This window comes from Halomonas elongata DSM 2581 (genome assembly GCF_000196875.2).
In the GTDB taxonomy this organism is placed as follows: Bacteria; Pseudomonadota; Gammaproteobacteria; order Pseudomonadales; family Halomonadaceae; genus Halomonas; species Halomonas elongata.
Window position 1 is genome coordinate 926,299 of sequence record NC_014532.2, and the last position, 24,227, is coordinate 950,525.

Below are 24,227 nucleotides of genomic sequence, written 5' to 3' on the forward strand. Positions count from 1 at the left end.
CGATCAGGGAGCGGACGAAGGTAATGCCGATGGTGGCATCGTTTTCGATCATGAGGAGTTCCTTACGTCTTGCTTGTTGCCACTAGGGAAGGCAGGGATCGGTAAGGGAATCATTGTCTTCCTTAATGACAAGCAGGGACCGTTTGGATGGGGTGAAGCAGTCCAGGCAGACTAGCCCCGCAGGACAGTTGAAAGCAAAGTCAGTATCGATTGCGCATCGTGGCCCTCCCGATCCATATGGGTATTGTCATCGGTATCCCGACCGACGGTTTCGGCATTGTTCGTCCCGGCTGGGAAGCCGACAGGGTGGGCATGAAGCATGCCGATGCCGAGATCGGTGAGATCGTGGTGATGCAGCAGGGATTTTTCCCGACATGCATGCCAATGGTGCAGATGCCGGTGGCCAGGAAGATATGCGAAATGATGCTGCCGAAGTCAGCGAACGGAACGGCCAGAAAGCTCAGGGAGCCAAGGATTACCATGAGGGAAAGCGTGAGCCTGGCGTGCGCTGTATCTTCCATGAGGCCTCCGATTGTAGTGATTATGGCAAGACCTTGTCATTGATGATTCACCGGTGCCCGGGAATCGGCAGCCTGCACTTTGCATGGCGTGGTGCCATGCAAAGTGCGGTGCCTTGTGCCGATGATGGCAATGGCGGTTCAGTCGTCGCCCATGGCAAGAAGTGATGCGTTGCCGCCCAGCGCAGCGGTATTGATGGTCACCGTCTTTTCCGTGGCGAAGCGCGGCAGATAATTGGGGCCGCCCGCCTTGGGACCCGTGCCGGAGTAGCCCTGGCCGCCGAAGGGTTGAACCCCTACTACCGCACCGATGATGTCGCGGTTGACGTAGACGTTGCCGACGCGAATTCGACGGGCGATATCCTCGGCGAAGGATTCATTGCGGCTGTGCACGCCGAAGGTCAGGCCATAGCCACGGCCATTGATCGAGTCGATGACGGCGTCCAGTTCCCGGGCCTTGTAGCGCACGATGTGCAGGATGGGACCGAACTGTTCGCGCTCGAGTGTCTCGATGCCATCGATCTGGAAGGCTGTCGGGGCGATGAAGGTGCCATCGGCGGTATGAGCGGCGTCGAGTTTCGTTTCCGCGATCAGGCGGCCTTCGCCCTTGAGCTTGTCGATATGCGCCTGGAGATTCTCGCGGGCCTCTTCATCGATGACCGGCCCGACGTCGGTACCCAGATCGCGGGGATCGCCGACGTGGAGTTCATCCATGGCGCCCTTGAGGATCTCGATGACGCGGTCGGCCACGTCGTCCTGCAGGTACAGCACGCGCAGGGCGGAGCAGCGCTGGCCGGCACTCTGGAAGGCCGAGTGGATGACGTCGTTGACGACCTGCTCGGGCAGGGCGGTGGAGTCGACGATCATGGCGTTCATGCCGCCGGTTTCGGCTATCAGGGTGGGCAGCGGCGCGTTCTGGCGCTCGGCCAGGGAGCGGTTGATGATCTGGGCGGTGTCGGTGCCGCCGGTGAAGACCACGCCGGTGATGCGCGAGTCGCCGCTCAGCACGCTGCCCACGGTGGGGCCGTCACCGGGCAGCAGCTGGACCACGTCCCGGGGCATGCCGGCCTGGTGGAGGAGCTCGACGACCCGGTGGGCGATGATGGAGGTCTGCTCGGCGGGCTTGGCCAGCACGGTGTTGCCGGCCACGGCCGCGGCCATCATCTGGCCGCAGAAGATCGCCACCGGGAAGTTCCAGGGGCTGATCGCCGCGAAGACGCCCTTGCCGCTCATCACCAGCTCGTTGGATTCGCCCGTCGGCCCCGGCAACTGGATCGGCTCGCCGAAGATTTCCTCGGCCTGGGCCGCGTAATAGCGGCAGAAATCCACGGCTTCGCGAATCTCGGCGACGCCATCGGTCAGCAGCTTGCCGCCCTCGCGGGAGCACAGCGTCATCAACTCGGCCATGTGCTCTTCCATCAGCTCGGCGAAGCGGCGCAGGATGGCGGCGCGTTCGGCGACCGGGGTGGCGTCCCAGCGGGGGAAGGCCGCCCAGGCAGCATCCACGGCGCGCTGGGCCTGTTCCTTGCTGGTCCAGAGTACGCTGCCGACCTTCTTGCGACGGTCATAAGGGCAGGTAACGTCATGCACCAGCTCGGGGTCGGTGGCGACGTCGAAGGCCAGCAGCGGGCGTGCTTCGTAGGTGGTTTCCATGCACTCGCGCATGGCCCGCATCAGCGGGTCGTAGTGACTGCGGATATTGAGGTTGACGCCCCGCGAATTGAGTCGCTTCTCGCCGTAGATGTCCCGAGGGAGGGGGATCTGCGGGTTGGCCAGGGTGTCGTAATGGCGCAGTGTTTCCACGGGGTGCACGCACAGCGATTCCACCGGCACCTTGGGGTCGACCAACTGGTGGACGAAGGACGAGTTGGCCCCGTTCTCGAGCAGGCGACGGACCAGGTAGGGCAGCAGGTCCTTGTGGGCGCCCACCGGTGCATAGATGCGGCAGTAAGTGCCCTGGGGCGCACGCTTGAGAGCGGCGGCATAGAGGGCCTCGCCCATGCCGTGCAGGCGCTGGAACTCGAAGGAACGATCGGCCTCGTTGGCCACTTCGAGGATGGTGCTGATGGTGTGGGCGTTATGGGTGGCGAACTGCGGGAAGATTCGCCCGCGGGTGGCGTCCGACAGCAAGAAGCGCGCGCACACCAGGTAGGCGACGTCGGTGGCCGCCTTGCGCGTATAGACCGGATAGCCCTCGACGCCGAGCTGCTGGGATTCCTTGATCTCGGTGTCCCAGTAGGCGCCCTTGACCAGGCGCAGCGGAATCTCGTCGCCCTGGGTCTCGGCCAGGCGGTTGATGTAGTGCAGTACCGGCAGGGCGCGCTTGGCGTAGGCCTGGACGACCAGGCCGAAATGGCCCCAGCCGCGGCAGACATCGTGCTCGTAGACGGCACGGAACACCTCGAGGGACAACTCCAGGCGATCGACCTCCTCGGCATCGATGGTCACGGCGACATCGCGCTCGCGGGCCATGCGGACCAGCTCCAGCGTGCTGGCGACGAGCTCCTCGAGAACCTGTTCGCGACGACCGAACTCGTAGCGCGGATGCAGGGCGGAGAGCTTGATGGAAACCGACGGTGACGGCGTCTTGTCCGACAGCCGGGCGCTGGCCTTGCCGACCCGCTCGATGGCATTGGCATAGTCATCGAAGTAGCGCTTGGCGTCGTCGCGGGTGCGGGCGGCCTCGCCCAGCATGTCGTAGGAGTAGGTATAGCCCTGGTCGAACAGCGGCTTGGAGCGCTTGAGCGCCTCGTCGACGTCGCGGCCCAGCACGAACTGCTTGCCCATGACCTTCATCGCTTCGACCATGGCCCGGCGGATCACCGGCTCGCCCATGCGGTTGACCATCTTGTTGATGAAACCGGAGGGGCGGCCTTCCTGGGGCTTGTCCATGGTGATCACGCGACCGGTCATCAGCAGCCCCCAGGTGGAGGCATTGACCATCCAGGATTCGCTCTGGCCGAGATAGGACTTCCAGTCGGCAGGACCGAGCTTGTCCTCGATCAAGGCATCGGCGGTGGCCTTGTCGGGAATGCGCAGCATGGCTTCCGCCAGGCACATCAGCATCAGGCCTTCATGGGTATCCAGGCTGTACTGCTGGAGGAGCTCGTCGATGGTGTCCACCGCGGTGTCCATCTCGCGGATTTCGCGCACCAGTTCCGCCGTCTTGTCGGCGATGCGCGCGAAGTCGCGCTCGTCGGTACCGAGCGCCTTGATCAGTTCTTCGACATAGGCGTTCTCGTCGACCACATAATGGTCACTGACCTTGGTGAAAAGCGTGTCGAGTTCCTGGCGCCAGGTGGCGTTATCCAGCATATCGTTGGCATTGAGCATGAATCTTCCCCGGTCTAGAGCCCGTCGTCACAGGATGTGGTGCGTCCCGCCGGCATCGGTCCGCCAGCGCACCAAGGGCATCCTATGAGGGTAGGGGGCTTCATCGAACTCTGCTTGTCGAATCCACGGATGGATTTGACGATTTCAATGCTGTTAACGGGACATGAAGAAGATGTTAGACCTTAGTCTAGCATTGAAGTGCCGGGGCGCCGAGGGATCGGGCCGAGGTCGAGCGCACCTGGCTCGGCGGATGGCCGAAGGCGCGGCGAAATGACCGGGAGAAGGCGCTCTGGTTGGCGAAGCCGGTCAGGGCGGCGATTTCCGAGAGTGGCAGGTGACTCTCGCGCAACAGGCGCTCGGAGGTATCGAGACGGCGGCGCAATACATACTGCCAGGGGGAAAGGCCGGTCTGTTCGCGGAAGCGTGCAGTGAAGTGGGTCTCGCTCAGGCAGGCCTCGGCGGCCAGATCGGCGACCCGCAGGGGAGCCCCCAGGTGGCGGTCGATGAAACGGTCGAGGGCCGTGAGGTCGAGCTGGCGTCTCCGGATGGGCGTGTCCTGGGCCAGTCGAGCATGCAGGGAGCCGAGCAGTGTCGTGGTCAGGCGTTCCTGCTGCAAGGCGCTCAGACGTCCTTGCCGGGAGAGCAGGTCCAGCTCGTGCACCACGAAGTCGAGATAGCGTTCCAGGGGTGCGTCCAGGGAGAAGAAGCGGGGCGCATCGAACAACCGCACCAGCTCGTGCTGGTGGCCGGTCAGCGAGAGGGCGTTTTCCGGCAGGTCGAGAATCAGCTGGTGGTTGTCGCCGGTGCCGGCGTAATAGTGGACATGGTTGGCCGGGACGATGCAGCCGGACAGCGCCGAGATGGAACCTCCCAGCCCTTCGATCTCGAATTCCGCCTGGCCACGCAAGCCGATCACGATCTGATGGAAGTCATGGGCGTGGTGATGAACGGCGGTGTCTAGGGGAATCTGGCGGATCGCGCTGGTCATCGCGGGCCTCCGGCGAGACGAGTCCGTGAGATGCTCACGCCATGATACCCGATCCTGCGTCGACCCTCATTCCTGTTCCCGCTTGCGCTTGAGTTGCGTGTGGGCCGCCAGATGATCGCGCAGGGCAGAGAGTTCCTCCTGCCCTTCGGTGTCGAGCAGCGGCTTGCCCCGTGCCACGCGCCCGTGGCGGCCGTGTTCATCCATCAGATGTCGGGCGCGCCGGCGTACGCTTTCCAGATACTCATCATGACGGATCGGATAACCGATGAGGGCATTCCACTCGGTCTCGCCGACGCGATTCTCGAGTGCCTTGTCGAACAGGGTCAGCAGATGCTCGGGCTCGGTGCGATAGCGCGGGGTATGGGACAACAAGAGAATGATGACCATACCGCCGAAGATCAGCATGCAGACGGCGAAGACGGTCAGGAACAGGGCCATGGGACGCTCGGAGCCGGCAGGCGGCGCGACGGGCTGTAAAGTGGAGCGGGTGAAGGGAATCGAACCCTCGTCTTAAGCTTGGGAAGCTTCTGCTCTACCATTGAGCTACACCCGCGAGGTTTCCCAGTATATCCAGAGGGTTAATGATTACAACCCTGTTGTCTGGCCGGCTGCGCGAGAGGGGACAGAGGCGGGCTCTGAAAAAAATTGCGAACGTGACGAACTTTTTTCGTCAGCGTTGTCATATCAAGCACAGACAACATCGTCATCGCGATGGCAGTCGCTAGCAATGTTGTTCTGGCTTGCATAATCGATCCTTGCCGCCCCATCCCATGGGGCGGCTTTTTTTTGCCTTCCATCGCCCGGGGCGATGCCGATGGTATCTGGAATTCTCATCTGTGGCGCATGCGCAGGATGGCGTTCAGCACGTCGCGGCGGGTCACGATACCGACCAGCCGGGTCTGCTCGGTGACCGGGTAGATCTTGGGCTTGGCGCCCAGCATTTCCTGGGCGAGGTCGATGATGCTCTTGTTGGGCGTGACGGACAGCACTTCATGGCGCATCAGCTCCCTGACCAGGGGCGGTTCATCGTTGAGATAGGCACTTTCCAGCACCTTGCCGAGAACATCCTGCTCGGAGATGAATCCGATCAGGTGATCGTGCTCATCGACCACCGGCGCCCCGGGCAGGCGGTGCAGCGAGAGCCCCTCCGCCAGAGTGGACACCGAGGTCTTGCCGGAGACCCGATAGCAGTCGCGGGACATGATTTCGCGCACGATGGTGGGGGCCTTCTTGGGCATGGCGGTTCTCCTTGTGCCGACAATGGTGAGCCTCGTCCGGAAAGGTATCCGGCGGGACCGGGGCGACTGGCGTTCGCCGGGGCGCCGGGATGGTCCGGGGGCTGCCACGGTTTCAGCATAGTCGACTCGCACGGAATGAGGGCGGGGGGAAGGAACCCGCCTCGGGCCGGCCCACTCCAATATGGCACAATGGTTCCATGAATCGTTCGTGTCCACGATCACTGTTGGAGATGCCCCATGGATGCCCGTGAATACCTGGCCCGCAAGGGACTGGATGGAGAGCGTGACAAGGAGCGCCCCAACACCCTGGAGGAGAAGGCCTGGTACCGTGCCCGGGAGTCCGGTGACCATCGACCCAAGGCAGGTACCCCGCATGACTGGGAGGACTGGGAGCGCTATCACGAGACGCTGGCCGAAGGGGCCGAGGCCCTGGAGCAGAAGATCGACCACGAGGCGCATCAGCGGTTCCTCGAACATGAGGAGCACGAAGGCGCGCAGGCGCAGGGTGGCCAGTCGGACGACAGCGTTGGCCATTTCACGCCGCCGGCGGCTGCGCCGGCCGAACCCGACGCGTCCGCCGCTCGAACCGCCGAGCCGGAAGAAGCGCCCGCTTCCCCGCGTTCGGCCCCGGTATCCACACGCCCCGAGCCTTTCGCCGCGGTGATGATCCTGGCCGTGCTGATGCCGCCTCTGGCCTTGGCCCTGGCCGGCGCCGGTGCGCGTCGAGTCGTCCTGGCTCTGGTGCTGTGGCTGCTGGGCTGGCTGCCGGGGATCGCCTATGCGATGTTCTGGCTCCTGCGGCCTCGAAGGGGTGGCGACGCTCGGTAACGTGCGTGACATCGGCGAGACGCCACTGGCAAGCGGACGAGCTTGGCAGCGCCAAGGACACAGGTATAATCCCCGTCAACCCTCGATATGAACAGGAGTTGACCGTTGGGCTATCTCGTTGGCGTCACCGCTCTGTGGGCCTTTTCGTTCTCATTGATCGGCGTCTACCTGGCCGGCCAGGTGGACAGCTACTTCGCGGTGATGACTCGCATCACCCTGGCGACACTGGTCTTCCTGCCGGTGCTGCGTCCACGCCTGCTGCGGGGGCGGCAGCGCCTGGCATTGATGGCCCTGGGCGCCGTGCAACTCGGCGTGATGTACATCTTTTCCTACCAGGCCTTCCTGTTGCTGTCGGTGCCCGAGGTGCTGCTGTTCACCGTGCTCACCCCGCTCTATATCGCCTTGCTCGACGATGCACTGTTCAAGCGCTTCACGCCCTTCCACCTGCTCACGGCGGCGTTGGCGGTATTCGGCGCCGCGGTGATCCGCTACAAGGGGCTCACCGACGATTACTGGCTGGGATTTCTGGTGGTACAGGGCGCCAACCTGTGCTTTGCCCTGGGGCAGGTCGGTTATCGCCGCCTGTCGGCGGGCCTGCCCGACTCGCTGCCGAGGCTGTCGGTATTCGGCTGGTTCTATCTGGGCGCGCTGGCGGTGGCGGTACCGGCCTTCCTGATACTGGGCGACGCGGGAGATCTGCCGACCACGGGGGTGCAGTGGGGCGTGCTGGCCTGGCTGGGCCTGGTGGCCTCGGGGGCCGGTTACTTCCTCTGGAATCTCGGTGCCGTGCGGGTCGATGCCGGCGCCCTGGCGATCATGAACAATGCCCTGGTGCCGGCCGGCCTGCTGGTCAATCTGCTGATCTGGAACCAGGATGCCGATCTGCCGCGCCTGATGCTGGGCGGTGCCATCATCATCGGCTCGCTGGCGCTCAATGACTGGTGGCAGCGCCGCACGTTGCAAACCGCCTGAGCCGGAGCGGTTTGCCCCCTTTTGACAGTGTCGCCATAATGGTCCGTCGCGAAGCGAGGGACCCGCGCATGCAAGCCTTCAAGAACATTGGTCTGATCGGACGGCTGGGCAGCGCCAAGGTGGTCGAGACCCTGAAGCGACTGAGTCGCTTTCTCGACGCCGCCGGCTACCACGTCATCATCGAGGACCGCACCGCCACGGTACTGCTCGACCATGGCCATCCGGAGGCCAGTCGTCGTCTGCTCGGCGAGCTGTGCGATCTGGTGATCGTGGTCGGCGGCGACGGCAGCCTGCTGGGTGCAGCGCGCACCCTGTGCCACAGCGGTACCCTGGTGCTTGGCGTGAATCGCGGTCGTCTGGGGTTTCTCACCGATATTTCTCCCGATGAACTCGAGGAGCGGGTCGGCGAGGTGCTCGAGGGGCGCTACGAGGTCGAGGAGCGCTTCCTGCTCGATGCCGAGCTCTACCGTGGCGATACCCTGATGGGCAATGGCGATGCCCTCAACGAGGTGGTGCTGCATCCCGGCAAGGCGGTGCGCATGATCGAGTTCGAGCTGTTCATCGACGGCCAGTTCGTGCACAGCCAGCGCAGCGATGGCCTGATCATCGCCACGCCCACCGGGTCGACCGCCTATGCCCTGTCCGGCGGTGGTCCGATCATGCATCCCAAGCTGGATGTGATCACCCTGGTACCGATGTTCCCGCATACCCTGTCGAGCCGGCCTATCGCCATCGACGCGGCCAGCGAGATCCGCATTCACATCGGCGAGACCAATCAGACATACCCGCACATCAGTTGCGATGGCCAGACACGTGCCGTGGCCAAGCCCGACGATGTCCTGGTGGTGCGTCGCAAGCCACAGCGGGTTCAGCTAGTGCATCCGCTGGGCCATAATTTCTACGAGGTCCTGCGCAGCAAGCTGGGCTGGAGCAACCACCTAGGAGACTGAGGTGAGCGAACGAGATGCCCTCGAGGGCTATGACCTGATCGGTGACGTGCATGGTTGCGGCGCCACCCTGGCCACGCTGCTCGAGCGTCTCGGTTACCACCAGCGGGACGGGGTCTATCGTCATTCGCGCCGCAAGGTGATCTTTCTCGGCGATCTCATCGACCGGGGACCGCGCATACGTCTGGCGGTCTCCATCGCGCGTCGCATGGTAGAGGCGGGTGAAGCGCTGATCGTGCTCGGCAATCATGAGGTCAACGCGCTCGCCTATTGTCATCGGGCGCCCGCCGAATCCGACCGGGAGTGGCTTCGCGAGCATACCCCTCGTCACAATCGCATCGTCAGGGAGACCCTGGCGCAATATCGCGATCATCCCGAGGAGTGGGAGCAGACGCTGGCGTGGTTCCTGGATATTCCGCTGTGTCTGGAGCTCGACGGGTTGCGGGTGGTGCACGCCTGCTGGGATCAGGCATTGATCGACGAGTTGCGCCGGCAGCGTCCCGATACGCGCATCGATCTGGATTTCCTCTCCGAGGCGATGCGTCCCGGCACGCGAGCTTCCCTGATTCTCGACCGCCTGACCCGGGGGAGCCATCTGTCCTTGCCCGATGGCATGCGTATCCACTCCGGCGATGGCTTTACGCGGAGCAGTTTCCGCGCCCACTTCTGGGCCAGGCAGCCGCGCACCTGGGGGGATGTGGTCTTTCAGCCGGACAATCTGCCGGATGAACTGGAAGCGCGCGAATTGAGCGCTGAGGATCGTGCGCGACTGAGCTATTACGGCCCGGATCAGCCGCCCTTGTTCATCGGCCATTACTGGTGCGAGGGCATTCCCGCTCTGCCGGCACCCAATATCGCTTGCCTGGACTACAGTGCCGTCAAGTTCGGGCGCCTGGTGGCCTATCGCTGGAGCGGCGAGGAGCGGCTCGATGCCGATCGTTTCGTGTGGGTCGACGTGCCCCTCGAGGAGCGTGCCCGCGCGATGCCCCAGGAGATCGATTTCGATTGATACAATCTGTTACACGAAAATTCGGCTCATGATTGAACTCGGCTTCATATCGTCCATCAGAGTAAGTGTTCCCTTGAATGATCCCTTGCTCTTGTCCGGTGGCCCCCTCCACCGGACTTTTCTTTTTGTGCGTCTTACCCGCGCCCGCGACTTCGGGCGTAGAGTCCTGGAGGGTTCATGTATCGGGTAATCCTGTTGCCGCGCGATGCCGACCTGCGCGAGCTGCGTCAGGCGCTCTGGGCGCATCGCATTGGTCATCGCATCACCGAAGAGGATGACGGCCAGGTCCTGTGGCTGGTCGACCCGTCCCAATTGGAGGCGCTGCGCGGGCTGCTCGAGCAATGGCAGCGCGGCGAGCCCTTGATGCCCGCGGGCGGCAAGGCGAACCGTGGCAGTGGTTCCCAGTGGCTGACACCGTTTCGCCGCGCACCGGTCACCTCCCTGGCGCTGGGCCTGTGCCTGCTGGTATTCGCCGCCACCTGGCTGTTCGGTGATCTGGTGATCGCCGCCCTGACCATCGTGCCGGTGGGCATCGTCAATGGGCAGCCGGTGACGGGCAGCCTCGCCGAGGGGCTGGCCAGCGGCCAGGTCTGGCGGTTGCTGTCACCGATATTCCTGCATTTCGGCTGGATGCACCTGATCTTCAACATGCTCTGGCTGTGGTTCTTCGGTCGCCAGATCGAGGCGATCCATGGCGGCCGGCGGATGCTGACGCTACTGCTGTTGTCGGGCATCGGCGGCAACCTGGCGCAATATGCCACCGGCACCGTGTTGTTCGGCGGCATGTCCGGGGTCGATTTCGCGCTGCTGGGCTATGTCTGGCTGATGTCGCGGCGGCGGCCCGGCAGCGGCTTCTTCGTGCCCCAGATGCTGGTGGTGTTCATGCTGGCCTGGATGGTCTTCACCATGACCGATGTTGCCGCCCTGGTGGGCTTCGGCAATGTGGCCAACGAGGCGCATCTCGGCGGGCTGGTCGTGGGGCTGGTGCTGGGCTGGTATCATTCCAGGCAAAAGCGCTACCGGCGCTGAGCCTGCCGTCCCCTGGAGAGATTCCCGATGAGCGATATGACCTTCGAGCGCATGATCCAGCAGATGACGCCCGACATCTATGCCAGCCTCAAGCAGGCGGTGTCGCTGCGCAAGTGGCCGGATGGCCGTTTCCTCACCCCCGAGCAGACCGAACTCTGCCTCGAGGCGGTGATGCGCTACGAGGTGGAGAATGGCGTACCCGAGGAGCAGCGTGTCGGCTACCTCGAGCGGCGTACCTGCGGAGCCGACAGTGGCGGCGGCAATGTTTCCCCGGAAATGGCCGGCCTGGGACAGGACGTCGGCCGTGACTGACAGCCTGGCGAGGGGCTGCCTGGCCAAGATGGCCGTCGAGCCCGGCGACCCCGCTCGCTATACATTGCGCGCCGGCGACGACCGCCTGCCCCTCGGACCGCTGCTGGGCGAGCCACTGCGACTTGCCTGGAGCGGCGCCATCGCCTGCACGAACTGCGGTCGCGCGACCCGCAAGAGCTTCGGTCAGGGCCATTGCTACCCATGCTTCAAGCGACTCGCTCGCTGCGATACCTGCATCATGAAGCCGGAGCTGTGCCACTACTTTCAGGGTACCTGCCGTGAGCCGGAGTGGGGCGAGAGCCACTGCTTCCAGCCTCACATCGTCTATCTGGCCAATGCCTCCGGCCTTAAGGTCGGCATCACGCGTGCGACCCAGGTGCCGACCCGCTGGCTCGACCAGGGCGCCATCCAGGCGTTGCCGATCCTCGAGGTCGATTCCCGCCAGCAGTCCGGCTTCGTCGAGATGCTCTTCAAGGAAGAGGTCTCGGATCGCACCAACTGGCGTGCCATGCTCAAGGGCGAGACACCGGAACTCGACCTGCCCGGCGAGCGCGACCGCCTGCTCGAGCGCCTCGCCCCCGGGCTTGCCGAGCTGCGCGAGCGCTTCGGTGCCGATGCCATCCGCGAACTCGACGCCTCGCCCCGCAGCTTCACGTACCCGGTGCTCGAATATCCCACCAAGGTGGCTTCGCACAACTTCGACAAGCGGGCAGAGGTGGCGGGGCGGCTGATGGGCATCAAGGGCCAGTACCTGATGCTGGACAGCGGCGTGATCAACCTGCGCAAGTTCACCGGCTACGAGGTGGCGGTGAGTCATGGCGAATCGTGACGGCTTGTGTCAGCGTTGACGGTCCATGCCACAACGTCACAAGGAAGGTGAACCGATGTACCGCTTGCATATCGCCAACAAGAACTACTCTTCCTGGTCGCTGCGCCCCTGGGTGCTGATGCGCCATCTGGAGATTCCCTTCGAGGAGCAGCTCACCGCCTTCGATACCGGTTCGAGCTGGCGGAGTTTCCGTGCCTTCTCGCCCACCGGCAAGGTGCCCTGCCTGGAGGATGGCGAGCGTGGCATCTGGGAGTCGCTGGCGATCGTCGAGTACCTGGCCGAGCGGCACGCGGGCGTCTGGCCGCGGGACGAGGCGGCGAGGGCCTGGGCGCGCTCGGCCAGCGCCGAGATGCATGCCGGCTTCGGCGCCCTGCGTGACGAATGCCCGATGAACTGTGCCGCACGGGTGCGCCTGTCGTCGCCCTCGGCCGCCCTGGAGCAGGAACTGGAGCGACTCGACGAGCTGTGGCAGGAAGGACTGTCGCGCTTCGGTGGTCCCTTCCTCGCCGGCGCTGACTTCAGCGCGGTGGATGCCTTCTTCGCACCCGTGGCGTTTCGCGTGCGCAGCTTCGGCCTCGAACTCGGCGAGGCTTCGAGGGTCTATGTCGACACACTCCTCGATTTGCCGGCGATGCGGCAATGGGATGCCGACGCCGTGGCTGAGCCCTGGCGGGAGCCGGGACACGAGGATGACCTGCTGGCTCGCGGAACCCTGCTGGAGGACCGCCGCGAGAACGGCTGACGACGAAACGCTGGACAGGGAGGCAGTCGGATGACGCTATTGAATCTCGAGGATCGAGTCGCGGGCGGGGTCGGCTTCCGGATCGTCGATCGACTCACCGACCCGGAAGGCGACGCCAACGCCGATTGGCTCGGTGTTGCCGAGGATTGCGTGCTGTGGATGGATGGTGCCGCGCCGGTCAATGCCGGGCGCACGCGCAGCGACTATCCCAGTGACGCCGCCTGGCTGGTGCGGCGTTTCGTGGACCACTTCCTGGCCAATGTCGGCCCGGCGTGGCGCACCCGGGAACTGGTCATCGATATTCAGGGTCGCCTGGCGGTGGAGTATGAGGCCCTGGGCTCGGCCGACGATGTCGTGCGAACGGATCTGCCCTTCGCCTGCTTTGGTGCTGCACGTCTGGTCGATGACACCCTGGAAATCACCAGCGCCGGCGACTGCGTGCTGCTCTACGAAACCGACGAAGGGAAGCTGGCCCGTTTCGGCCACAGTGCGGTCAGCTCGCTCGAGCAGCAGGCGGTGGGGGCGCTGCGCGAGACCAAGGCGCGCACCGGGGCGAGCCACGGCGAGGCCCTTCAGGCGACCATTCCGCATATTCTCGACAACCAGGCACAGCGTAACCGGCGCTTCGGCTACGACGTCGTCGAACCCATCACCGATCTGGCCATCGACCTGGAGCGGGTGCTGATGCCCGCGCGTCCGGGGCGCCGAATGCTGGCCATGAGCGACGGCTTCTATCGGGCCGTCGATACCTATCATCTCTTCACTGACGAGCAGCTCTTCGAGGCCGCCTTCGACAGCGGGTTGAGCGATATTCTCGCTCGACTGCGCGACGCCGAGGCGAACGACCCCGAAGCCAGTGCCCATCCTCGGCTCAAGCTGCAGGACGATGCCACCGCTGTGGCCTTTGTGGTGGAGGCGGGCTGAGTCCGTCCTGCGTTTGGTCATCTTCGCCGGGGCGTTGCCGGGTCGCTATCAGGGCGCAAACAGGTCGCCCTGGGCGCCGGGCGCTCGGAAGGCCGAGGTGTCCAGGCTGACATCGCCCGGAAAGCCCAGGCGGCGATGGCACTTGGCGAAGCGCTGGGCGAGCAGCTCGGCGAAAACACCCTCGCCGCGCATCCGCTGGCCGAAGCGGGCGTCGTAGTCGGCGCCGCCCCGGCACTGGCGAATCAGGCTCATCACCTTGTCGGCCCGCTGGGGATAGTGGGTTCTCAGCCAGTCCTCGAACAGCGGGGCGACTTCGCGGGGCAGGCGCAGCAGCATCCAGGAGGCACTGATGGCGCCGGCCTCGCGGGCGGCTTCCAGCAGGTGCTCGATCTCATGGTCGGTGAGGCCGGGAATCACCGGCGAGATCAGGGTGCCGACCGGCACGCCGGCCTCGGCGAGTCGCCGGATGACCTTGAGCCGCGCTTCGGGAGAGGCCGTGCGGGGTTCCAGGGTCCGTTTCAGTTCGCGATCCAGGCTGGTCAGGCTGATCATCACTCTCACCAGGCGATGTTCGGCCAGTGCCTCCAGCACGTCGAGATCGCGCAGGATCAGCGCACCCTTGGTCACCAGTGTGACCGGATGGCGGTATTCGAGCAGGGTCTCCAGTACGCGGCGTGTCGTTCCCCGCTCGGCCTCCAGGGGCTGGTAGCAGTCGGTATTGCCGGACAGGTTGATCGGGCGACAGACGTAGCCCGGCTTGGCCATTTCCTCCTCGAGACGCTCCACGAGACCGCTGCGAGCGATCAGCCGGGTCTCGAAGTCGAGGCCGGGGGAGAGGTCCCAGTAGGCGTGGCTGGGACGTGCATAACAGTAGATGCAGCCATGCTCGCAGCCGCGATAGGGATTGAGGGAGCGGTCGAAGGGCAGATCCGGCGAGCGGTTCCAGGACAGGGCGCTGCGCGACGCCTCCGTCATTACCTGGGTGGCCAGGCGCTCCGGAACCGCCTCCTGCCACCAGCCGTCGTCGACGGCCTCGCTGCGGGTCGGCGCGAAGCGGTTGTGCGGGTCGAAGGTCGCGCCGCGCCCCCGGCGCGCGCCGGGGGTCGTGGGCACTCGAGGGGCCATGTCGGAATCTCTTTTATGTATTTATATACAGTATAGAACGTCATGTCGTGATGACCAACGGGAACTCGAGCGGCCATCCGAGGCTCCACAGGAACGGCGAGAGCGCCGCAGGAACCGCGCTCTCTTCAGGGATGCCATGCGAGAAGGAAGCCGACATGAAGCGACGCGATTTCTTGAAGATAACGGGAGCGCTCGGCGGCAGCGGACTGTTGCCGATCTCCACTCTGTTGGCGGCGGCGGAACATGCCGGGCCGGGGAACGGGGCCGGCGAGCCCTTCGACTATGCCTGGCTCAAGGGACTGGCCCGTAAGCTGTCCACCCAGCCACCGCGCGAGCATGCCATCGAGCTGCCCGAGCCGATCCGGAATCTCGACTGGGATGCCTACCAGGCGATCCAGTACCGGCCCGATCACGCCTTGTGGCGCGATGAACCCGGCTCGGCATTTCGCGCCCAGCTGTTCCACCTGGGGCTCCACTTCAGGACACCGGTGCGCATCTACGAGGTCGTCGATGGCCGTGCCCATGAGCTCGACTATGACCCTTCGCGATTCGACTTCGGCGAGTCGGGTGTCGATGGCGAGCGGCTCCCGAAGGATCTGGGGTACGCGGGCTTCCGGCTCCACCATCGCGATGACTGGAAGCGCGATGTCGCCGCCTTTCTGGGGGCCAGTTATTTCCGCGCGGTGAGCGACTCCATGCAGTACGGCATGTCGGCACGTGGCCTGGCGATCGATACCGCCTCGGCGTCGCGCGAGGAGGAGTTTCCGGATTTCACCCGCTTCTGGCTGGAGCGATCCCCGGATGACGAGGCGAGCGTCATCGTCCATGCACTGCTCGAGTCGCCCAGCGTCACCGGCGCCTATCGATTCGTCATCAGCGATACCGAAGGGGTCGTCATGGACGTCGATGCGGCCCTCTATCCGCGTCGGCCCATCGAGCGGCTCGGGGTGGCGCCGCTGACCAGCATGTACATGGTCGGCGAGAACGACCGGGACGCGAATTGGGATTGGCGGCCGGAGATTCACGACTCCGACGGCCTGTCGATCCACACCGACAGCGGCGAATGGATCTGGCGCCCCCTGACCAACCCGGAGCGGTTGCGCTTCAATGCCTTCGGCGAGCGTTCGCCGCACGGTTTCGGCCTGTTGCAACGCGACCGCGACTTCGATCATTACCAGGATGATGGCGTCTTCTACGAGCGCCGTCCCGGCGTCTGGGTCGAGCCCAGGGGCGACTGGGGCAAGGGGTCGATACAGCTTGTCGAACTGCCCACCCTGGACGAGACCTTCGACAACATCGTCGCCTTCTGGAATCCTGCCGAGCCTGCCAAACCCGGCGAGGAATTGCTGTTCGGCTACCGCCTCTACTGGTGCGATACCTCGCCCGCTCAGCCTTCTCTGGCGCGCTGCGTGGCGACACGCACCGGACTCGGTGGCGTGGTTGGCCAGCGACGCGAATATTTCAGCTGGCGCTTTGTGGTCGACTTCGCGGGTGGCCCCATGCCGCTGGGCGAGGATGTCGAGGTCGAGCCCGTCATCGATGCCTCGCGCGGCCGGGTCGAGATCACCTCGGCGCGGCCTCTGGACGCCATCGAAGGCTATCGCGCAATGTTCGACGTGGTGCCGCCCGATGAAGGCACCGAGCCCATCACTCTGCGGCTCTACCTGAAAAGTGGCGACCGGCCGCTGACCGAGACCTGGCTCTACGAATGGACGCCGCCGCCCGCGGAGGAGCGTGATCTGCACAATCCCGGGCACCTCGAGTAAGGCATTTGGCGCGGCTCGCTGGCGTCGTGGCGAGGTGGCTCTGGTAGCATGTCGCCTCTCGTGACCTGCCGGAGCCACGCCATGAACGATCCGATCCCCGACTTCGACGAGGCCTGCGCCGCGCGTGCCGCGCGCTATCTCGACACCCTCACCAAGCCGCCGGGCAGCCTGGGACGGCTGGAGGCCCTGGCGGTATCCCTGGCCGGCATCACCGGGGAGGATTTTCCCACGGTCACCCCGCCGGGAGTGGTGGTGTTCGCCGCCGACCACGGCGTGGCCGCCGAGGGCGTATCGGCATTTCCGCCCTCGGTGACGGCCCAGATGGTGGCCAACTTCGTGACGGGCGGCGCGGCGATCAATGTCTTCGCGCGGCGTCTCGGTGCACGCCTCGAGGTGGTCGATGTCGGGGTGGCGGGCGAGTTGCCGCCGGCGGGCATCGTGCACGACAAGGTGCGCCGGGCCACCGGCAATCTGCGACGCGAGGATGCCATGTCCCGCGACGAGGCCGAGGCGGCCATCGCCGTGGGTCGCCGGGCCACCGAGCGTGCTTTGGCGGCCGATTGCCGTTGCCTGATCGTCGGCGAAATGGGCATCGCCAACACCACCGCCAGCAGCGCTATGCTGGCGGTCTTGAGCGGTGTGCCGGTGGCGGACCTGGTGGGCGAGGGGACCGGCGTGACGCAGGCGGCGCTGGTCCACAAGCGAGACGTCATCGAGGCGGCGCTGGTGGCCCGGGCAGCGGATCCCGATGCCCCACTGGACGTGCTCGCCAAGCTGGGCGGGCTGGAAATTGCCGCCATGGTCGGTGCCTACCTCGAGGCGGCCGCGAAGCGCATGCCGGCGCTGGTGGATGGCTTCATCGCCACCGTCGCGGCCCTGGTCGCCTGTCGCCTGGAACCGAGGGTACGTTCCTGCCTGATCTTCGGCCACCGTTCCCGGGAGCCAGGGCACGCGCATGCCCTGGCAGCGCTGTCGGCCGATCCCTTGCTGGACCTTGATCTATGCCTGGGCGAGGGCTCCGGCGCCGCCCTGGCTTTTCCCCTGCTGGAGGCGGCCACGGCCATGCTGGCGGAGATGGCGACCTTCGAGGGAGCCGGCGTCAATGACGGTGGAACGGGAAGGCACCATGACCCTGTTTGAGCCCTTTTCCCCGGCACTGCTCGGCCTGGTGGCGGTGGCGGCGTTGCTCGACTTGCTGATGGGCGACCCTCGGTGTCTGCCTCATCCGGTGGTCGGGATCGGTCGGGTGATCGCCTGGCTGGAACGCGCCTGGAACCATGGCTCACCCAGGGTACGGCGCCGACGTGGCGTCTGGCTCGTGCTGCTGGTGGTGATCGGCACCTGGGGGCTGGCCTGGGGGCTGTTGCACGTGCTGGCGTCGGTGAATCCCTGGCTGGCCGGCGGGGTGGAGCTGTATCTGCTCGCCACGACCCTGGCCGCGCGAGGGCTCGATGAGGCCGCCCGCGCCGTGGCCCGGCCGCTGATGCGGGGCGAGTCGTGTCAGGCACGCCAGGCGCTGGGCATGATCGTTGGTCGCGACACTGCCTCGCTCGATGAGCCCGAGATCGCCCGGGGCGCGGTGGAAAGCGTGGCCGAGAACACCGTCGATGGCATCACCGCGCCACTGTTCTTCGCTCTGCTCGGTGGCGCGCCGCTGGCGCTGGCCTACAAGGCGGTCAACACCCTGGACTCGATGGTTGGCCATCGGAGTCCGCGCTATCAGGATTTCGGGCGCGCGGCAGCGCGTCTCGACGACATGGCCAACTGGATTCCGGCACGCCTGACCGCCTTGGCGATGTGGGGTGCGGCCTGGTGGTTACCCGGCTACCGGCGGCGTGGCGCCCTGGCTGCCACCTGGCATGAGGCACCGCGCCACCCGAGCCCCAATGGGGGCTGGCCCGAGGCCATGGCGGCCAACCTGCTGGGGGTTCGGCTCGGGGGAATCAATCACTATGCAGGCAGGGTCTCGCACCGGGCGACCCTGGGCACGCCACGGGAAGGCCTGAATGCCGGGCATATCGGGCGCGCCCTGCACTTGATGCACGGGGGATGGGCGATGTTTCTGGTCATGATGGCGGCGCTGGTGATGGCGCGAGGTCTGCTGGCATGAAGAACGCGGCAGATAACGCCTGGCCGGCGCATGGCGGCCGTATCGCGCCCTTGCTGGCACGCTTCGGATTGCCGGCCGATCATCCGGTGGTGGACTTCAGCGCCAATCTTAACCCCCTGGGGCCTCCCGCCTGGCTCAGCGACTGGCTGGCCGGGGCGGTCGACAGCCTCACGCGCTATCCGGACCCCGATGGCACGCAGGCCCGCCTGGCCATCGCCAGGCACGAGGACGTGTCGCTCGAGCGGGTCATGGTGACCCATGGCGGCATCGAGGCGATCGAACTCGCTGCCGCCGCGCATGCCGGTGGGCGTGCGCTGATCGTGGCGCCGACCTTCGGCGAGTACGCCATGGCGTGTCGGCGGCACGGGCTGGACGTACGGACGCTGATCTCGCGCGGCGCGGATTTCGAGCCGGATATCGCCGAGCTGGAGGCGGCGATGGCGGATGCCGAGCTGCTCTTCCTGTGTCGCCCGAACAATCCCACGGGGAGCCTGATCGCCCGCGAGCGGGTCGAGCGCCTGCTGGCGCGCGGTCGCGAGACTCGAACGACGCTGGTCGTGGATGAAGCCTTCGTCGACTTCGTTGATGGCGATGCCCGGCTGACGCCGCTGCTGGCCGAGTACGACAACCTGTGGTTGCTGCGCTCGATGACCAAGTGGTTCGACGTGCCTGGCCTGCGACTCGGCTATCTGCTGGCCGCGCCCGACACGCTGGATCGACTGCGCGGATGGCGAGCCCCCTGGAGCGTCAATGCGCTGGCCGAGGCCCTGGTCGAGCCGCTGCTTGACGATGTCGACTATCTCGCTGCCACCCGGCGCTGGCTGGCCGGACAGCGGCGGGTTCCGGAGGATGTGCGGGCGCTGGGTTTCACGGTGCCGCAGACACATGCCAACTTCTTCCTGCTGCATGGCGGGGCGGGCACCGAGACCATGTTCGAGTTTCTGCTGCGGCGCGGTATCCTGGCGCGCCACACGCACAACTTCCCGGGACTGGAAGGGCGCTGGTTGCGCCTGGCCCTCCGGGAGGAAGACGACAATGCCCGGCTGCTCGACGCCCTGGCCGACTGGCGGGGGCGGCGATGATCACCTTCGTCTCAGGAGGTGCCCGTTCGGGCAAGAGTGCAGTGGCCGAGCAGCGGGTTCGCGCGACGTCAGGCGCCCGTGGTGTCGCCTGCTATTACCTGGCCACGGCGCGTGCCGGGGATGCCGAGATGGCACGACGCATCGACCGCCACCGACGCGAGCGTGGCGAGGGCTGGATCACCCTCGAGGCGCCGCTGGATTTGCCCGGTGCGCTCGAACGGGTGACGCCGGGCAGCGCAGTGCTGCTCGATTGCCTGACCCTGTGGGCCAGCCAGGCCATGTTCGAGGCCGGACTGGACGCGTCGGAGGGGCGCGCGATGCTGGCGCGCACGCTGGGTGAGGCAAGACGGCGGGCCCTCGATCTGGTGGTGGTGTCCAACGATCTCAACGAGGACGTGCCGCCTCGACATGCCGTGGCCCGTCGCTACCTGGCCTTCCTGCAGGCGCTGCACCGGGACCTGGCCCGGGAAGCTGACCGGGTCATCGAGGTGGTGGCGGGGCAGGCCATTGACTGGAAGGGAGGCGACGGATGAAGGACGCAGGCTATGGAGCGTTGCTGGCGCTCCAGTTCCTGACCCGCTTGCCGGTGCCGGTTGTCTGCCCATGGACCCCGGCGACCCGGCGCTGGGCGGCGCGCAGCTATCCCCTGGTGGGGCTCGTGATCGGCGTGCTGCTCGCGCTGCTCGGCATGGCGCTGCGCGATGCCTGGCCGGCGCCGCTCGTCGCCCTGGCCCTGCTCAGCGGGTGGGTGGCGCTGAGCGGCGGCCTGCACCTGGATGGCCTGATGGATCTGGCCGATGCCCTGGGCTGCCAGTCGTCCGGCGAACGGCGCTGGGCGATCATGAAGGACCCCCACGTCGGAAGCTTTGCGGTACTGGCCCTGGTGCTTCACCTGGCCTGGAAGGGCATGCTGCTCTGGGTACTGCTCGACGAGGGCGCGAGCCTCTGGGCCCTGGTGGCGATTCCGGCCCTGGCGCGCTGGGGGGCCGTCGCCCTGCTGGTGGGCGTGCCGGCGGCGCGCGACGAAGGCCTGGCGCATGCCTGGCAAAGGAGTCTCGGACATCGCGAGGCATGGCTGGCGGCGTTGCCGGCCGTAGCGGTGCTGGCCTGGGTGCCGGGAGGCATCTGGCTGGCCTTGGCCATGGCCGTGTTCATCGTGATCTATGGCGGCGCGATGCGCCGGAGTTTCGGCGGCATCAACGGCGACATCGTCGGCGCCGCCATCGAGGGAGGGGAATTATGGTTGCTGTTGATCGCCTGGAGCTGGTGGTCGTACGTCATGGTCTGACGGCCTGGAACCGGCAGCGCCGCTACCAGGGCCGGCGCGACATTCCGTTGCTGATGCCGGATTCTGTGCCGGCCATGGATCGCCTGCGTCGCCATCTGGCGGATCAGGACTTCGACGCCGTCTACGCCAGCGACCTGACACGCTGCCGGCAGACGCTTGCCCACCTGTCCGAAGGGCGGACGTGGCCGGCGCCGCGCTTCGATGCGCGGTTGCGCGAGCTCGATTTCGGTGCCTACGAGGGGCGGACCTATGACGAGCTCAAGGACCTCGCCGGCTACCGTGCCTGGATCGACAGTCAAGGGGAGTCGGCGCCCCCGGACGGCGAGTCCGCCGCGGCGATGCGCGAGCGTCTCTCCGCCTGGCTGACAGAGGCGCTGGCAACGGCCGAGGCGGAGCGGCATCGGCGGATACTGGCGGTGGCCCATGGCGGGGTGATTCGCGAACTGCGGCGGCGCTTCGAGACCGTCGATTTCTGGGAAGGCAGCGTCGGCCAGGCCGAAGGGCGTTGCTGGTCGCTGGAGTACAGCGAAGGAGAATGGCAATGCAGTTGTTCATCGGCGGTGCCCACGCCGGCAAGCGCGACCTCGTAGCCTCGCGCTTTCCCGAGGCGGTCTGGTCGACGGCCGAGGAAGAGCCCTGGCGCGAGGAGCGCCCGGCGGGGCGGACGCGGGTGATCACCGGCTGGCACCATTGGCTGGAGACCGCCCTGGCGGCGGAGAGCGATGACGACCGGCTGCGGGCCCGGCTCGGCGAGCGGCTCGAGGCGCTCTACCAGGCCGAGGCTGCGCATGACATCGAATGGGTACTGATCCTGCCCGAAATGGGGCGGGGCATCGTGCCCCTCGAGCCGCGGGATCGGCGTCTGCGCGATCTGGCCGGCTGGCTCGCCCAGGACGCCGCGGTGCGTGCCGATGAGGTGTGGTACCTGCGTCATGGCCTGGCGAGTTGCCTGAAACGACGCAGTGCCGCCCGCTCGGCGCGTTGACGCCCCCACGTTCGGTTGCTAGCTTACGCGCACTCTCAGGTGTCCGAGGCCCGCGCAGATGGGCCAGGATGAAACGGGAAGTCGGTGCGCTCCGGATGGAGCCAGTCCGACGCTGCCCCCGCAACGGTGATCGAGTCGAGGGTTCGCCATAAGCCACTGTGCCTGGCACGGGAAGGCGGCGACCCGAAGCGTCAATGCTTGCTCGTCAGCCCGGAGACCGGCCTGGGAACGCATGCCTGGACGCGGTGGGTGGTCCATGGGCAGGGCCCGCCAACCGCTAGATGCCGTGTCCCGACCCGTCCCGCGTCCGACCATTCAAGGGTTCATGCCGCACGGGTGCGTGTGGCTCCGGGACGAACATCATGACGACTTCTCGCTATTTCCGCTGGGGCCTGGCTTCTCTCTGCCTGGGCGCCACACCGCTGGCCAACGCCGCTCCGAACGACACCGACGCCGATACCGAACAGCGGCTCGATCCGGTGGTGGTATCCGCCACCCTGGCACCGCGCACGGCCAGCCAATCGCTGTCCTCTGTCTCGGTCATCGACGAGGCGACGCTGCGCCGCCAGGATCCCACCGACATCACCGATGTGTTGCGCGCCCAGCCCGGCGTGGAGGTTTCCTCCAACGGCAGCTTCGGCAAGAACAGCAGTGTCTACCTGCGTGGAGCCGGCAGCCAGTCCACGCCGCTGATGATCGACGGCATCCGCCTGCGCTCCGCCACCGCCGGCGGCCCGTCCTGGGAGTTTCTCGACCCGCGCATGTTCGAGCGCGTCGAGGTGGTGCGCGGCCCGCGCGGCAGCCTCTATGGCGCCGATGCGGTGGGCGGCGTGGTTCAACTGTTCACGCCGGAAGGCGAGGGCGAGCCGACCCCGCGGATTACCCTGGGCGGCGGCAGCTTCGATACTCGCCGCGCCAGCGCATCGCTGTCGGGCAGCGAGGACGGCACTCGCTACTACGTGGCCGCCAGCCGGCTGGAGAGCGACGGCTACGAGATCGTCGACGGAGAGGGCGACAAGGGCTATGACAACACCACCGGCTTGATGAGCCTCTCTCACACCTTCGAGAGCGGCGCCGAGCTTGGGGTGCTGGGGCTGCGGGCGCGAGGCAACACCGAGTTCGATTCCTTCGGTACGCCCAGCGATACCGACTACGTGCAGCAGGTGGCCGGCGTTTATGGCGAGCTGCCGATCACCGACACCTGGCGCAGCCGCCTGACGCTCAGTGAGGCGCGGGACGAGCGAGAGACCCACGGCGGCACCGGTGAGTCGGTCTTCGATACCCGTACTCGCACCGCCCGCTGGGAGAACACCCTCGCCCTCGGTCGCCATGAACTGGTCGCTGGCACCGAATATGCCCGTGACGACGTCGACTCCACCGTCGATTACGACGAGGATAGCCGTGACAACACAGCCGTCTTCACCCAGGCGCTGCTGGACTTCTCGCCGCTGACTGTCCAGGCCGCGCTGCGCCACGACGACAACGAGGCCTACGGCGAGGAGACGACCGGCAGCCTGGCGCTGGGCTATGAGCTCGACGACATCCATACCCTGCGTGCCAGTTATGGCACGGCCTTCCGCGCGCCGACCTTCAATGATCTTTACTATCCCGGCTTCGCCAACCCCGACCTTGATCCGGAAGAGTCCGAAAGTGTCGAGCTCGGCCTGCGTGGCCAGCTCGGCCGCGGCTTCTGGGACCTGGCGTTCTACCAGACCGATATCGATGACCTGATCTCCAATATCGATACCGACGGCGATGGGTTCGTGGATACGCCAGAGAACGTCGAGCGTGCACGGATTCGCGGCGTGGAGCTTTCCACCGGCGCGGAAGTGCTGGACTGGAGCCTGCGTGCCGCCCTGACCTATACCGATCCCGAGGATCGCGAAACCGGCAATCAGCTGGCGCGTCGGGCCAAGAAAAGCCTGCGCTTCGACGCCGACCGCGAACTGGGCGACTGGACGCTGGGCGGCTCAGTGATCGCCCAGGGCGAACGCTACGACGATGCCGAGAACCAGCAGCGTCTCGGCGGCTTCGCCACCTTCGACCTGCGTGCCAGCTGGGACTTCGCCCCGGGCTGGTCGACCCGCCTGACGCTGGAGAACCTGCTCGACAAGCAGTACCAGACTGTTGGTGGCTACGACAGCGCCGGCCGTGCGGCCTTTCTCAGCGTGAGCTTCGGCGGTTGATGCCGGCGGGAGGCGA

24 protein-coding genes, 1 tRNA gene and 1 riboswitch are annotated in these 24,227 nt (G+C 66.1%); of the genes, 19 read left to right on the forward strand and 6 right to left on the reverse strand.

The features are described 5' to 3' along the window. The first annotated feature begins 374 nt into the window (after nucleotides 1-374). Nucleotides 375-686, forward strand: coding sequence for a hypothetical protein (locus HELO_RS19090; RefSeq protein ID WP_146747550.1), 312 nt, complete (start codon nucleotides 375-377; stop codon nucleotides 684-686). Here the strand turns inward: HELO_RS19090 and putA are convergent. The 5 genes from putA to HELO_RS04325 all read right to left on the reverse strand — a co-directional run bounded on the left by putA (nucleotide 660) and on the right by HELO_RS04325 (nucleotide 6,077). After that, nucleotides 660-3,851 carry a bifunctional proline dehydrogenase/L-glutamate gamma-semialdehyde dehydrogenase PutA gene (gene putA / locus HELO_RS04305; RefSeq protein WP_013331558.1) on the reverse strand — a complete coding sequence of 1,064 codons (3,192 nt, stop codon included), beginning with the start codon at nucleotides 3,849-3,851 and terminating at the stop codon, nucleotides 660-662. The two genes, HELO_RS19090 and putA, sit on opposite strands and share 27 nt — an antisense overlap. Before the next feature lie 187 nt (nucleotides 3,852-4,038). Then, nucleotides 4,039-4,839: a helix-turn-helix domain-containing protein gene (locus HELO_RS04310; protein WP_013331559.1), complete on the reverse strand. Its 801-nt coding sequence runs from the start codon at nucleotides 4,837-4,839 to the stop codon at nucleotides 4,039-4,041. 66 nt (nucleotides 4,840-4,905) lie between these two features. Then, complete coding sequence (locus HELO_RS04315) at nucleotides 4,906-5,277, reverse strand: hypothetical protein (protein ID WP_013331560.1); 372 nt, start codon at nucleotides 5,275-5,277, stop codon at nucleotides 4,906-4,908. A 41-nt stretch (nucleotides 5,278-5,318) separates the two neighbouring features. Continuing rightward, nucleotides 5,319-5,392, reverse strand: a tRNA-Gly gene (locus HELO_RS04320). A gap of 277 nt (nucleotides 5,393-5,669) precedes the next feature. Further along, nucleotides 5,670-6,077 (reverse strand): CBS domain-containing protein, encoded by a 408-nt coding sequence (locus tag HELO_RS04325; protein WP_041601905.1) that lies wholly within the window; start codon nucleotides 6,075-6,077, stop codon nucleotides 5,670-5,672. 237 nt (nucleotides 6,078-6,314) lie between these two features. On the opposite strand from HELO_RS04325, the gene HELO_RS04330 reads away from it, so the two are divergent. The 9 genes from HELO_RS04330 (at nucleotide 6,315) to HELO_RS04370 (ending at nucleotide 13,669) form a co-directional block, all read left to right on the forward strand. Further along, nucleotides 6,315-6,905, forward strand: coding sequence for a YqaE/Pmp3 family membrane protein (locus HELO_RS04330; protein ID WP_041601906.1), 591 nt, complete (start codon nucleotides 6,315-6,317; stop codon nucleotides 6,903-6,905). A 105-nt stretch (nucleotides 6,906-7,010) separates the two neighbouring features. Further along, entirely contained in the window at nucleotides 7,011-7,877 is an 867-nt protein-coding gene (locus tag HELO_RS04335) for a carboxylate/amino acid/amine transporter (protein WP_013331562.1), read from the forward strand. A gap of 68 nt (nucleotides 7,878-7,945) precedes the next feature. Continuing rightward, entirely contained in the window at nucleotides 7,946-8,827 is an 882-nt protein-coding gene (locus HELO_RS04340) for an NAD(+) kinase (protein ID WP_013331563.1), read from the forward strand. 1 nt (nucleotide 8,828) lies between these two features. After that, nucleotides 8,829-9,833 carry a metallophosphoesterase gene (locus tag HELO_RS04345; RefSeq protein ID WP_013331564.1) on the forward strand — a complete coding sequence of 335 codons (1,005 nt, stop codon included), beginning with the start codon at nucleotides 8,829-8,831 and terminating at the stop codon, nucleotides 9,831-9,833. A 177-nt stretch (nucleotides 9,834-10,010) separates the two neighbouring features. Continuing rightward, nucleotides 10,011-10,862, forward strand: a complete 852-nt coding sequence (locus HELO_RS04350; protein WP_013331565.1) for a rhomboid family intramembrane serine protease — start codon at nucleotides 10,011-10,013, stop codon at nucleotides 10,860-10,862. A gap of 27 nt (nucleotides 10,863-10,889) precedes the next feature. Then, nucleotides 10,890-11,174 carry a YeaC family protein gene (locus HELO_RS04355; protein ID WP_041601907.1) on the forward strand — a complete coding sequence of 95 codons (285 nt, stop codon included), beginning with the start codon at nucleotides 10,890-10,892 and terminating at the stop codon, nucleotides 11,172-11,174. A 28-nt stretch (nucleotides 11,175-11,202) separates the two neighbouring features. Then, nucleotides 11,203-12,003, forward strand: coding sequence for a DUF2797 domain-containing protein (locus HELO_RS04360; protein WP_049786281.1), 801 nt, complete (start codon nucleotides 11,203-11,205; stop codon nucleotides 12,001-12,003). 55 nt (nucleotides 12,004-12,058) lie between these two features. Continuing rightward, nucleotides 12,059-12,745 (forward strand): glutathione S-transferase family protein, encoded by a 687-nt coding sequence (locus HELO_RS04365; protein ID WP_013331567.1) that lies wholly within the window; start codon nucleotides 12,059-12,061, stop codon nucleotides 12,743-12,745. 30 nt (nucleotides 12,746-12,775) lie between these two features. Beyond that, the gene (locus HELO_RS04370) at nucleotides 12,776-13,669 is read left to right on the forward strand and encodes a hypothetical protein (RefSeq protein WP_013331568.1); all 894 of its coding nucleotides are present in this window, start codon (nucleotides 12,776-12,778) and stop codon (nucleotides 13,667-13,669) included. A gap of 48 nt (nucleotides 13,670-13,717) precedes the next feature. Here HELO_RS04370 and HELO_RS04375 read toward each other — a convergent pair whose 3' ends face one another. Further along, nucleotides 13,718-14,794, reverse strand: a complete 1,077-nt coding sequence (locus HELO_RS04375) for a PA0069 family radical SAM protein (RefSeq protein WP_013331569.1) — start codon at nucleotides 14,792-14,794, stop codon at nucleotides 13,718-13,720. 155 nt (nucleotides 14,795-14,949) lie between these two features. Here HELO_RS04375 and HELO_RS04380 point away from each other — a divergent pair, with 155 nt between their 5' ends. The 9 genes from HELO_RS04380 to HELO_RS04420 all read left to right on the forward strand — a co-directional run bounded on the left by HELO_RS04380 (nucleotide 14,950) and on the right by HELO_RS04420 (nucleotide 24,211). Next, a complete protein-coding gene (locus HELO_RS04380) occupies nucleotides 14,950-16,560 on the forward strand; it encodes a glucan biosynthesis protein (RefSeq protein WP_041601909.1) in 1,611 nt (536 codons plus the stop codon). Between the two features lie 81 nt (nucleotides 16,561-16,641). Beyond that, nucleotides 16,642-17,700, forward strand: coding sequence for a nicotinate-nucleotide--dimethylbenzimidazole phosphoribosyltransferase (gene cobT / locus HELO_RS04385; RefSeq protein ID WP_049786190.1), 1,059 nt, complete (start codon nucleotides 16,642-16,644; stop codon nucleotides 17,698-17,700). Further along, a complete protein-coding gene (cbiB, locus tag HELO_RS04390) occupies nucleotides 17,687-18,670 on the forward strand; it encodes an adenosylcobinamide-phosphate synthase CbiB (RefSeq protein ID WP_041602402.1) in 984 nt (327 codons plus the stop codon). Before cobT ends, cbiB begins: the two co-directional genes overlap by 14 nt. Further along, on the forward strand, nucleotides 18,667-19,752 hold the full coding sequence (cobD, locus tag HELO_RS04395) for a threonine-phosphate decarboxylase CobD (protein WP_013331573.1): 1,086 nt from the start codon (nucleotides 18,667-18,669) through the stop codon (nucleotides 19,750-19,752). Before cbiB ends, cobD begins: the two co-directional genes overlap by 4 nt. Then, on the forward strand, nucleotides 19,749-20,285 hold the full coding sequence (locus HELO_RS04400) for a bifunctional adenosylcobinamide kinase/adenosylcobinamide-phosphate guanylyltransferase (protein WP_013331574.1): 537 nt from the start codon (nucleotides 19,749-19,751) through the stop codon (nucleotides 20,283-20,285). The genes cobD and HELO_RS04400 overlap by 4 nt, the downstream gene beginning before the upstream one ends. Further along, entirely contained in the window at nucleotides 20,282-21,040 is a 759-nt protein-coding gene (gene cobS, locus HELO_RS04405; RefSeq protein WP_013331575.1) for an adenosylcobinamide-GDP ribazoletransferase, read from the forward strand. Before HELO_RS04400 ends, cobS begins: the two co-directional genes overlap by 4 nt. Beyond that, nucleotides 20,992-21,630: a histidine phosphatase family protein gene (locus HELO_RS04410; protein ID WP_013331576.1), complete on the forward strand. Its 639-nt coding sequence runs from the start codon at nucleotides 20,992-20,994 to the stop codon at nucleotides 21,628-21,630. Before cobS ends, HELO_RS04410 begins: the two co-directional genes overlap by 49 nt. Continuing rightward, a complete protein-coding gene (locus tag HELO_RS04415; protein ID WP_013331577.1) occupies nucleotides 21,582-22,025 on the forward strand; it encodes a bifunctional adenosylcobinamide kinase/adenosylcobinamide-phosphate guanylyltransferase in 444 nt (147 codons plus the stop codon). The genes HELO_RS04410 and HELO_RS04415 overlap by 49 nt, the downstream gene beginning before the upstream one ends. Before the next feature lie 20 nt (nucleotides 22,026-22,045). Next, a riboswitch (cobalamin riboswitch) is annotated at nucleotides 22,046-22,265 on the forward strand. A 122-nt stretch (nucleotides 22,266-22,387) separates the two neighbouring features. After that, complete coding sequence (locus HELO_RS04420) at nucleotides 22,388-24,211, forward strand: TonB-dependent receptor domain-containing protein (RefSeq protein WP_013331578.1); 1,824 nt, start codon at nucleotides 22,388-22,390, stop codon at nucleotides 24,209-24,211. The last annotated feature ends 16 nt before the right edge of the window (nucleotides 24,212-24,227 follow it).

Bases quoted from the DNA above. Each gene is read 5' to 3' on its own strand.
- HELO_RS04420 (WP_013331578.1), top strand. From the start codon at position 22,388: ATGACGACTTCTCGCTATTTCCGCTGGGGCCTGGCTTCTCTCTGCCTG.
- HELO_RS04340 (WP_013331563.1), top strand. From the start codon at position 7,946: ATGCAAGCCTTCAAGAACATTGGTCTGATCGGACGGCTGGGCAGCGCC.
- putA (WP_013331558.1), bottom strand. From the start codon at position 3,851: ATGCTCAATGCCAACGATATGCTGGATAACGCCACCTGGCGCCAGGAA.
- HELO_RS04325 (WP_041601905.1), bottom strand. From the start codon at position 6,077: ATGCCCAAGAAGGCCCCCACCATCGTGCGCGAAATCATGTCCCGCGAC.
- HELO_RS04355 (WP_041601907.1), top strand. From the start codon at position 10,890: ATGAGCGATATGACCTTCGAGCGCATGATCCAGCAGATGACGCCCGAC.
- HELO_RS04400 (WP_013331574.1), top strand. From the start codon at position 19,749: ATGATCACCTTCGTCTCAGGAGGTGCCCGTTCGGGCAAGAGTGCAGTG.
- HELO_RS04365 (WP_013331567.1), top strand. From the start codon at position 12,059: ATGTACCGCTTGCATATCGCCAACAAGAACTACTCTTCCTGGTCGCTG.
- HELO_RS04410 (WP_013331576.1), top strand. From the start codon at position 20,992: ATGGTTGCTGTTGATCGCCTGGAGCTGGTGGTCGTACGTCATGGTCTG.
- HELO_RS04360 (WP_049786281.1), top strand. From the start codon at position 11,203: ATGGCCGTCGAGCCCGGCGACCCCGCTCGCTATACATTGCGCGCCGGC.
- cobS (WP_013331575.1), top strand. From the start codon at position 20,282: ATGAAGGACGCAGGCTATGGAGCGTTGCTGGCGCTCCAGTTCCTGACC.
- HELO_RS04330 (WP_041601906.1), top strand. From the start codon at position 6,315: ATGGATGCCCGTGAATACCTGGCCCGCAAGGGACTGGATGGAGAGCGT.
- cobT (WP_049786190.1), top strand. From the start codon at position 16,642: ATGAACGATCCGATCCCCGACTTCGACGAGGCCTGCGCCGCGCGTGCC.
- HELO_RS19090 (WP_146747550.1), top strand. From the start codon at position 375: ATGCATGCCAATGGTGCAGATGCCGGTGGCCAGGAAGATATGCGAAAT.
- HELO_RS04375 (WP_013331569.1), bottom strand. From the start codon at position 14,794: ATGGCCCCTCGAGTGCCCACGACCCCCGGCGCGCGCCGGGGGCGCGGC.
- cbiB (WP_041602402.1), top strand. From the start codon at position 17,687: ATGACCCTGTTTGAGCCCTTTTCCCCGGCACTGCTCGGCCTGGTGGCG.
- cobD (WP_013331573.1), top strand. From the start codon at position 18,667: ATGAAGAACGCGGCAGATAACGCCTGGCCGGCGCATGGCGGCCGTATC.
- HELO_RS04310 (WP_013331559.1), bottom strand. From the start codon at position 4,839: ATGACCAGCGCGATCCGCCAGATTCCCCTAGACACCGCCGTTCATCAC.
- HELO_RS04370 (WP_013331568.1), top strand. From the start codon at position 12,776: ATGACGCTATTGAATCTCGAGGATCGAGTCGCGGGCGGGGTCGGCTTC.
- HELO_RS04415 (WP_013331577.1), top strand. From the start codon at position 21,582: ATGCAGTTGTTCATCGGCGGTGCCCACGCCGGCAAGCGCGACCTCGTA.
- HELO_RS04350 (WP_013331565.1), top strand. From the start codon at position 10,011: ATGTATCGGGTAATCCTGTTGCCGCGCGATGCCGACCTGCGCGAGCTG.
- HELO_RS04380 (WP_041601909.1), top strand. From the start codon at position 14,950: ATGAAGCGACGCGATTTCTTGAAGATAACGGGAGCGCTCGGCGGCAGC.
- HELO_RS04315 (WP_013331560.1), bottom strand. From the start codon at position 5,277: ATGGCCCTGTTCCTGACCGTCTTCGCCGTCTGCATGCTGATCTTCGGC.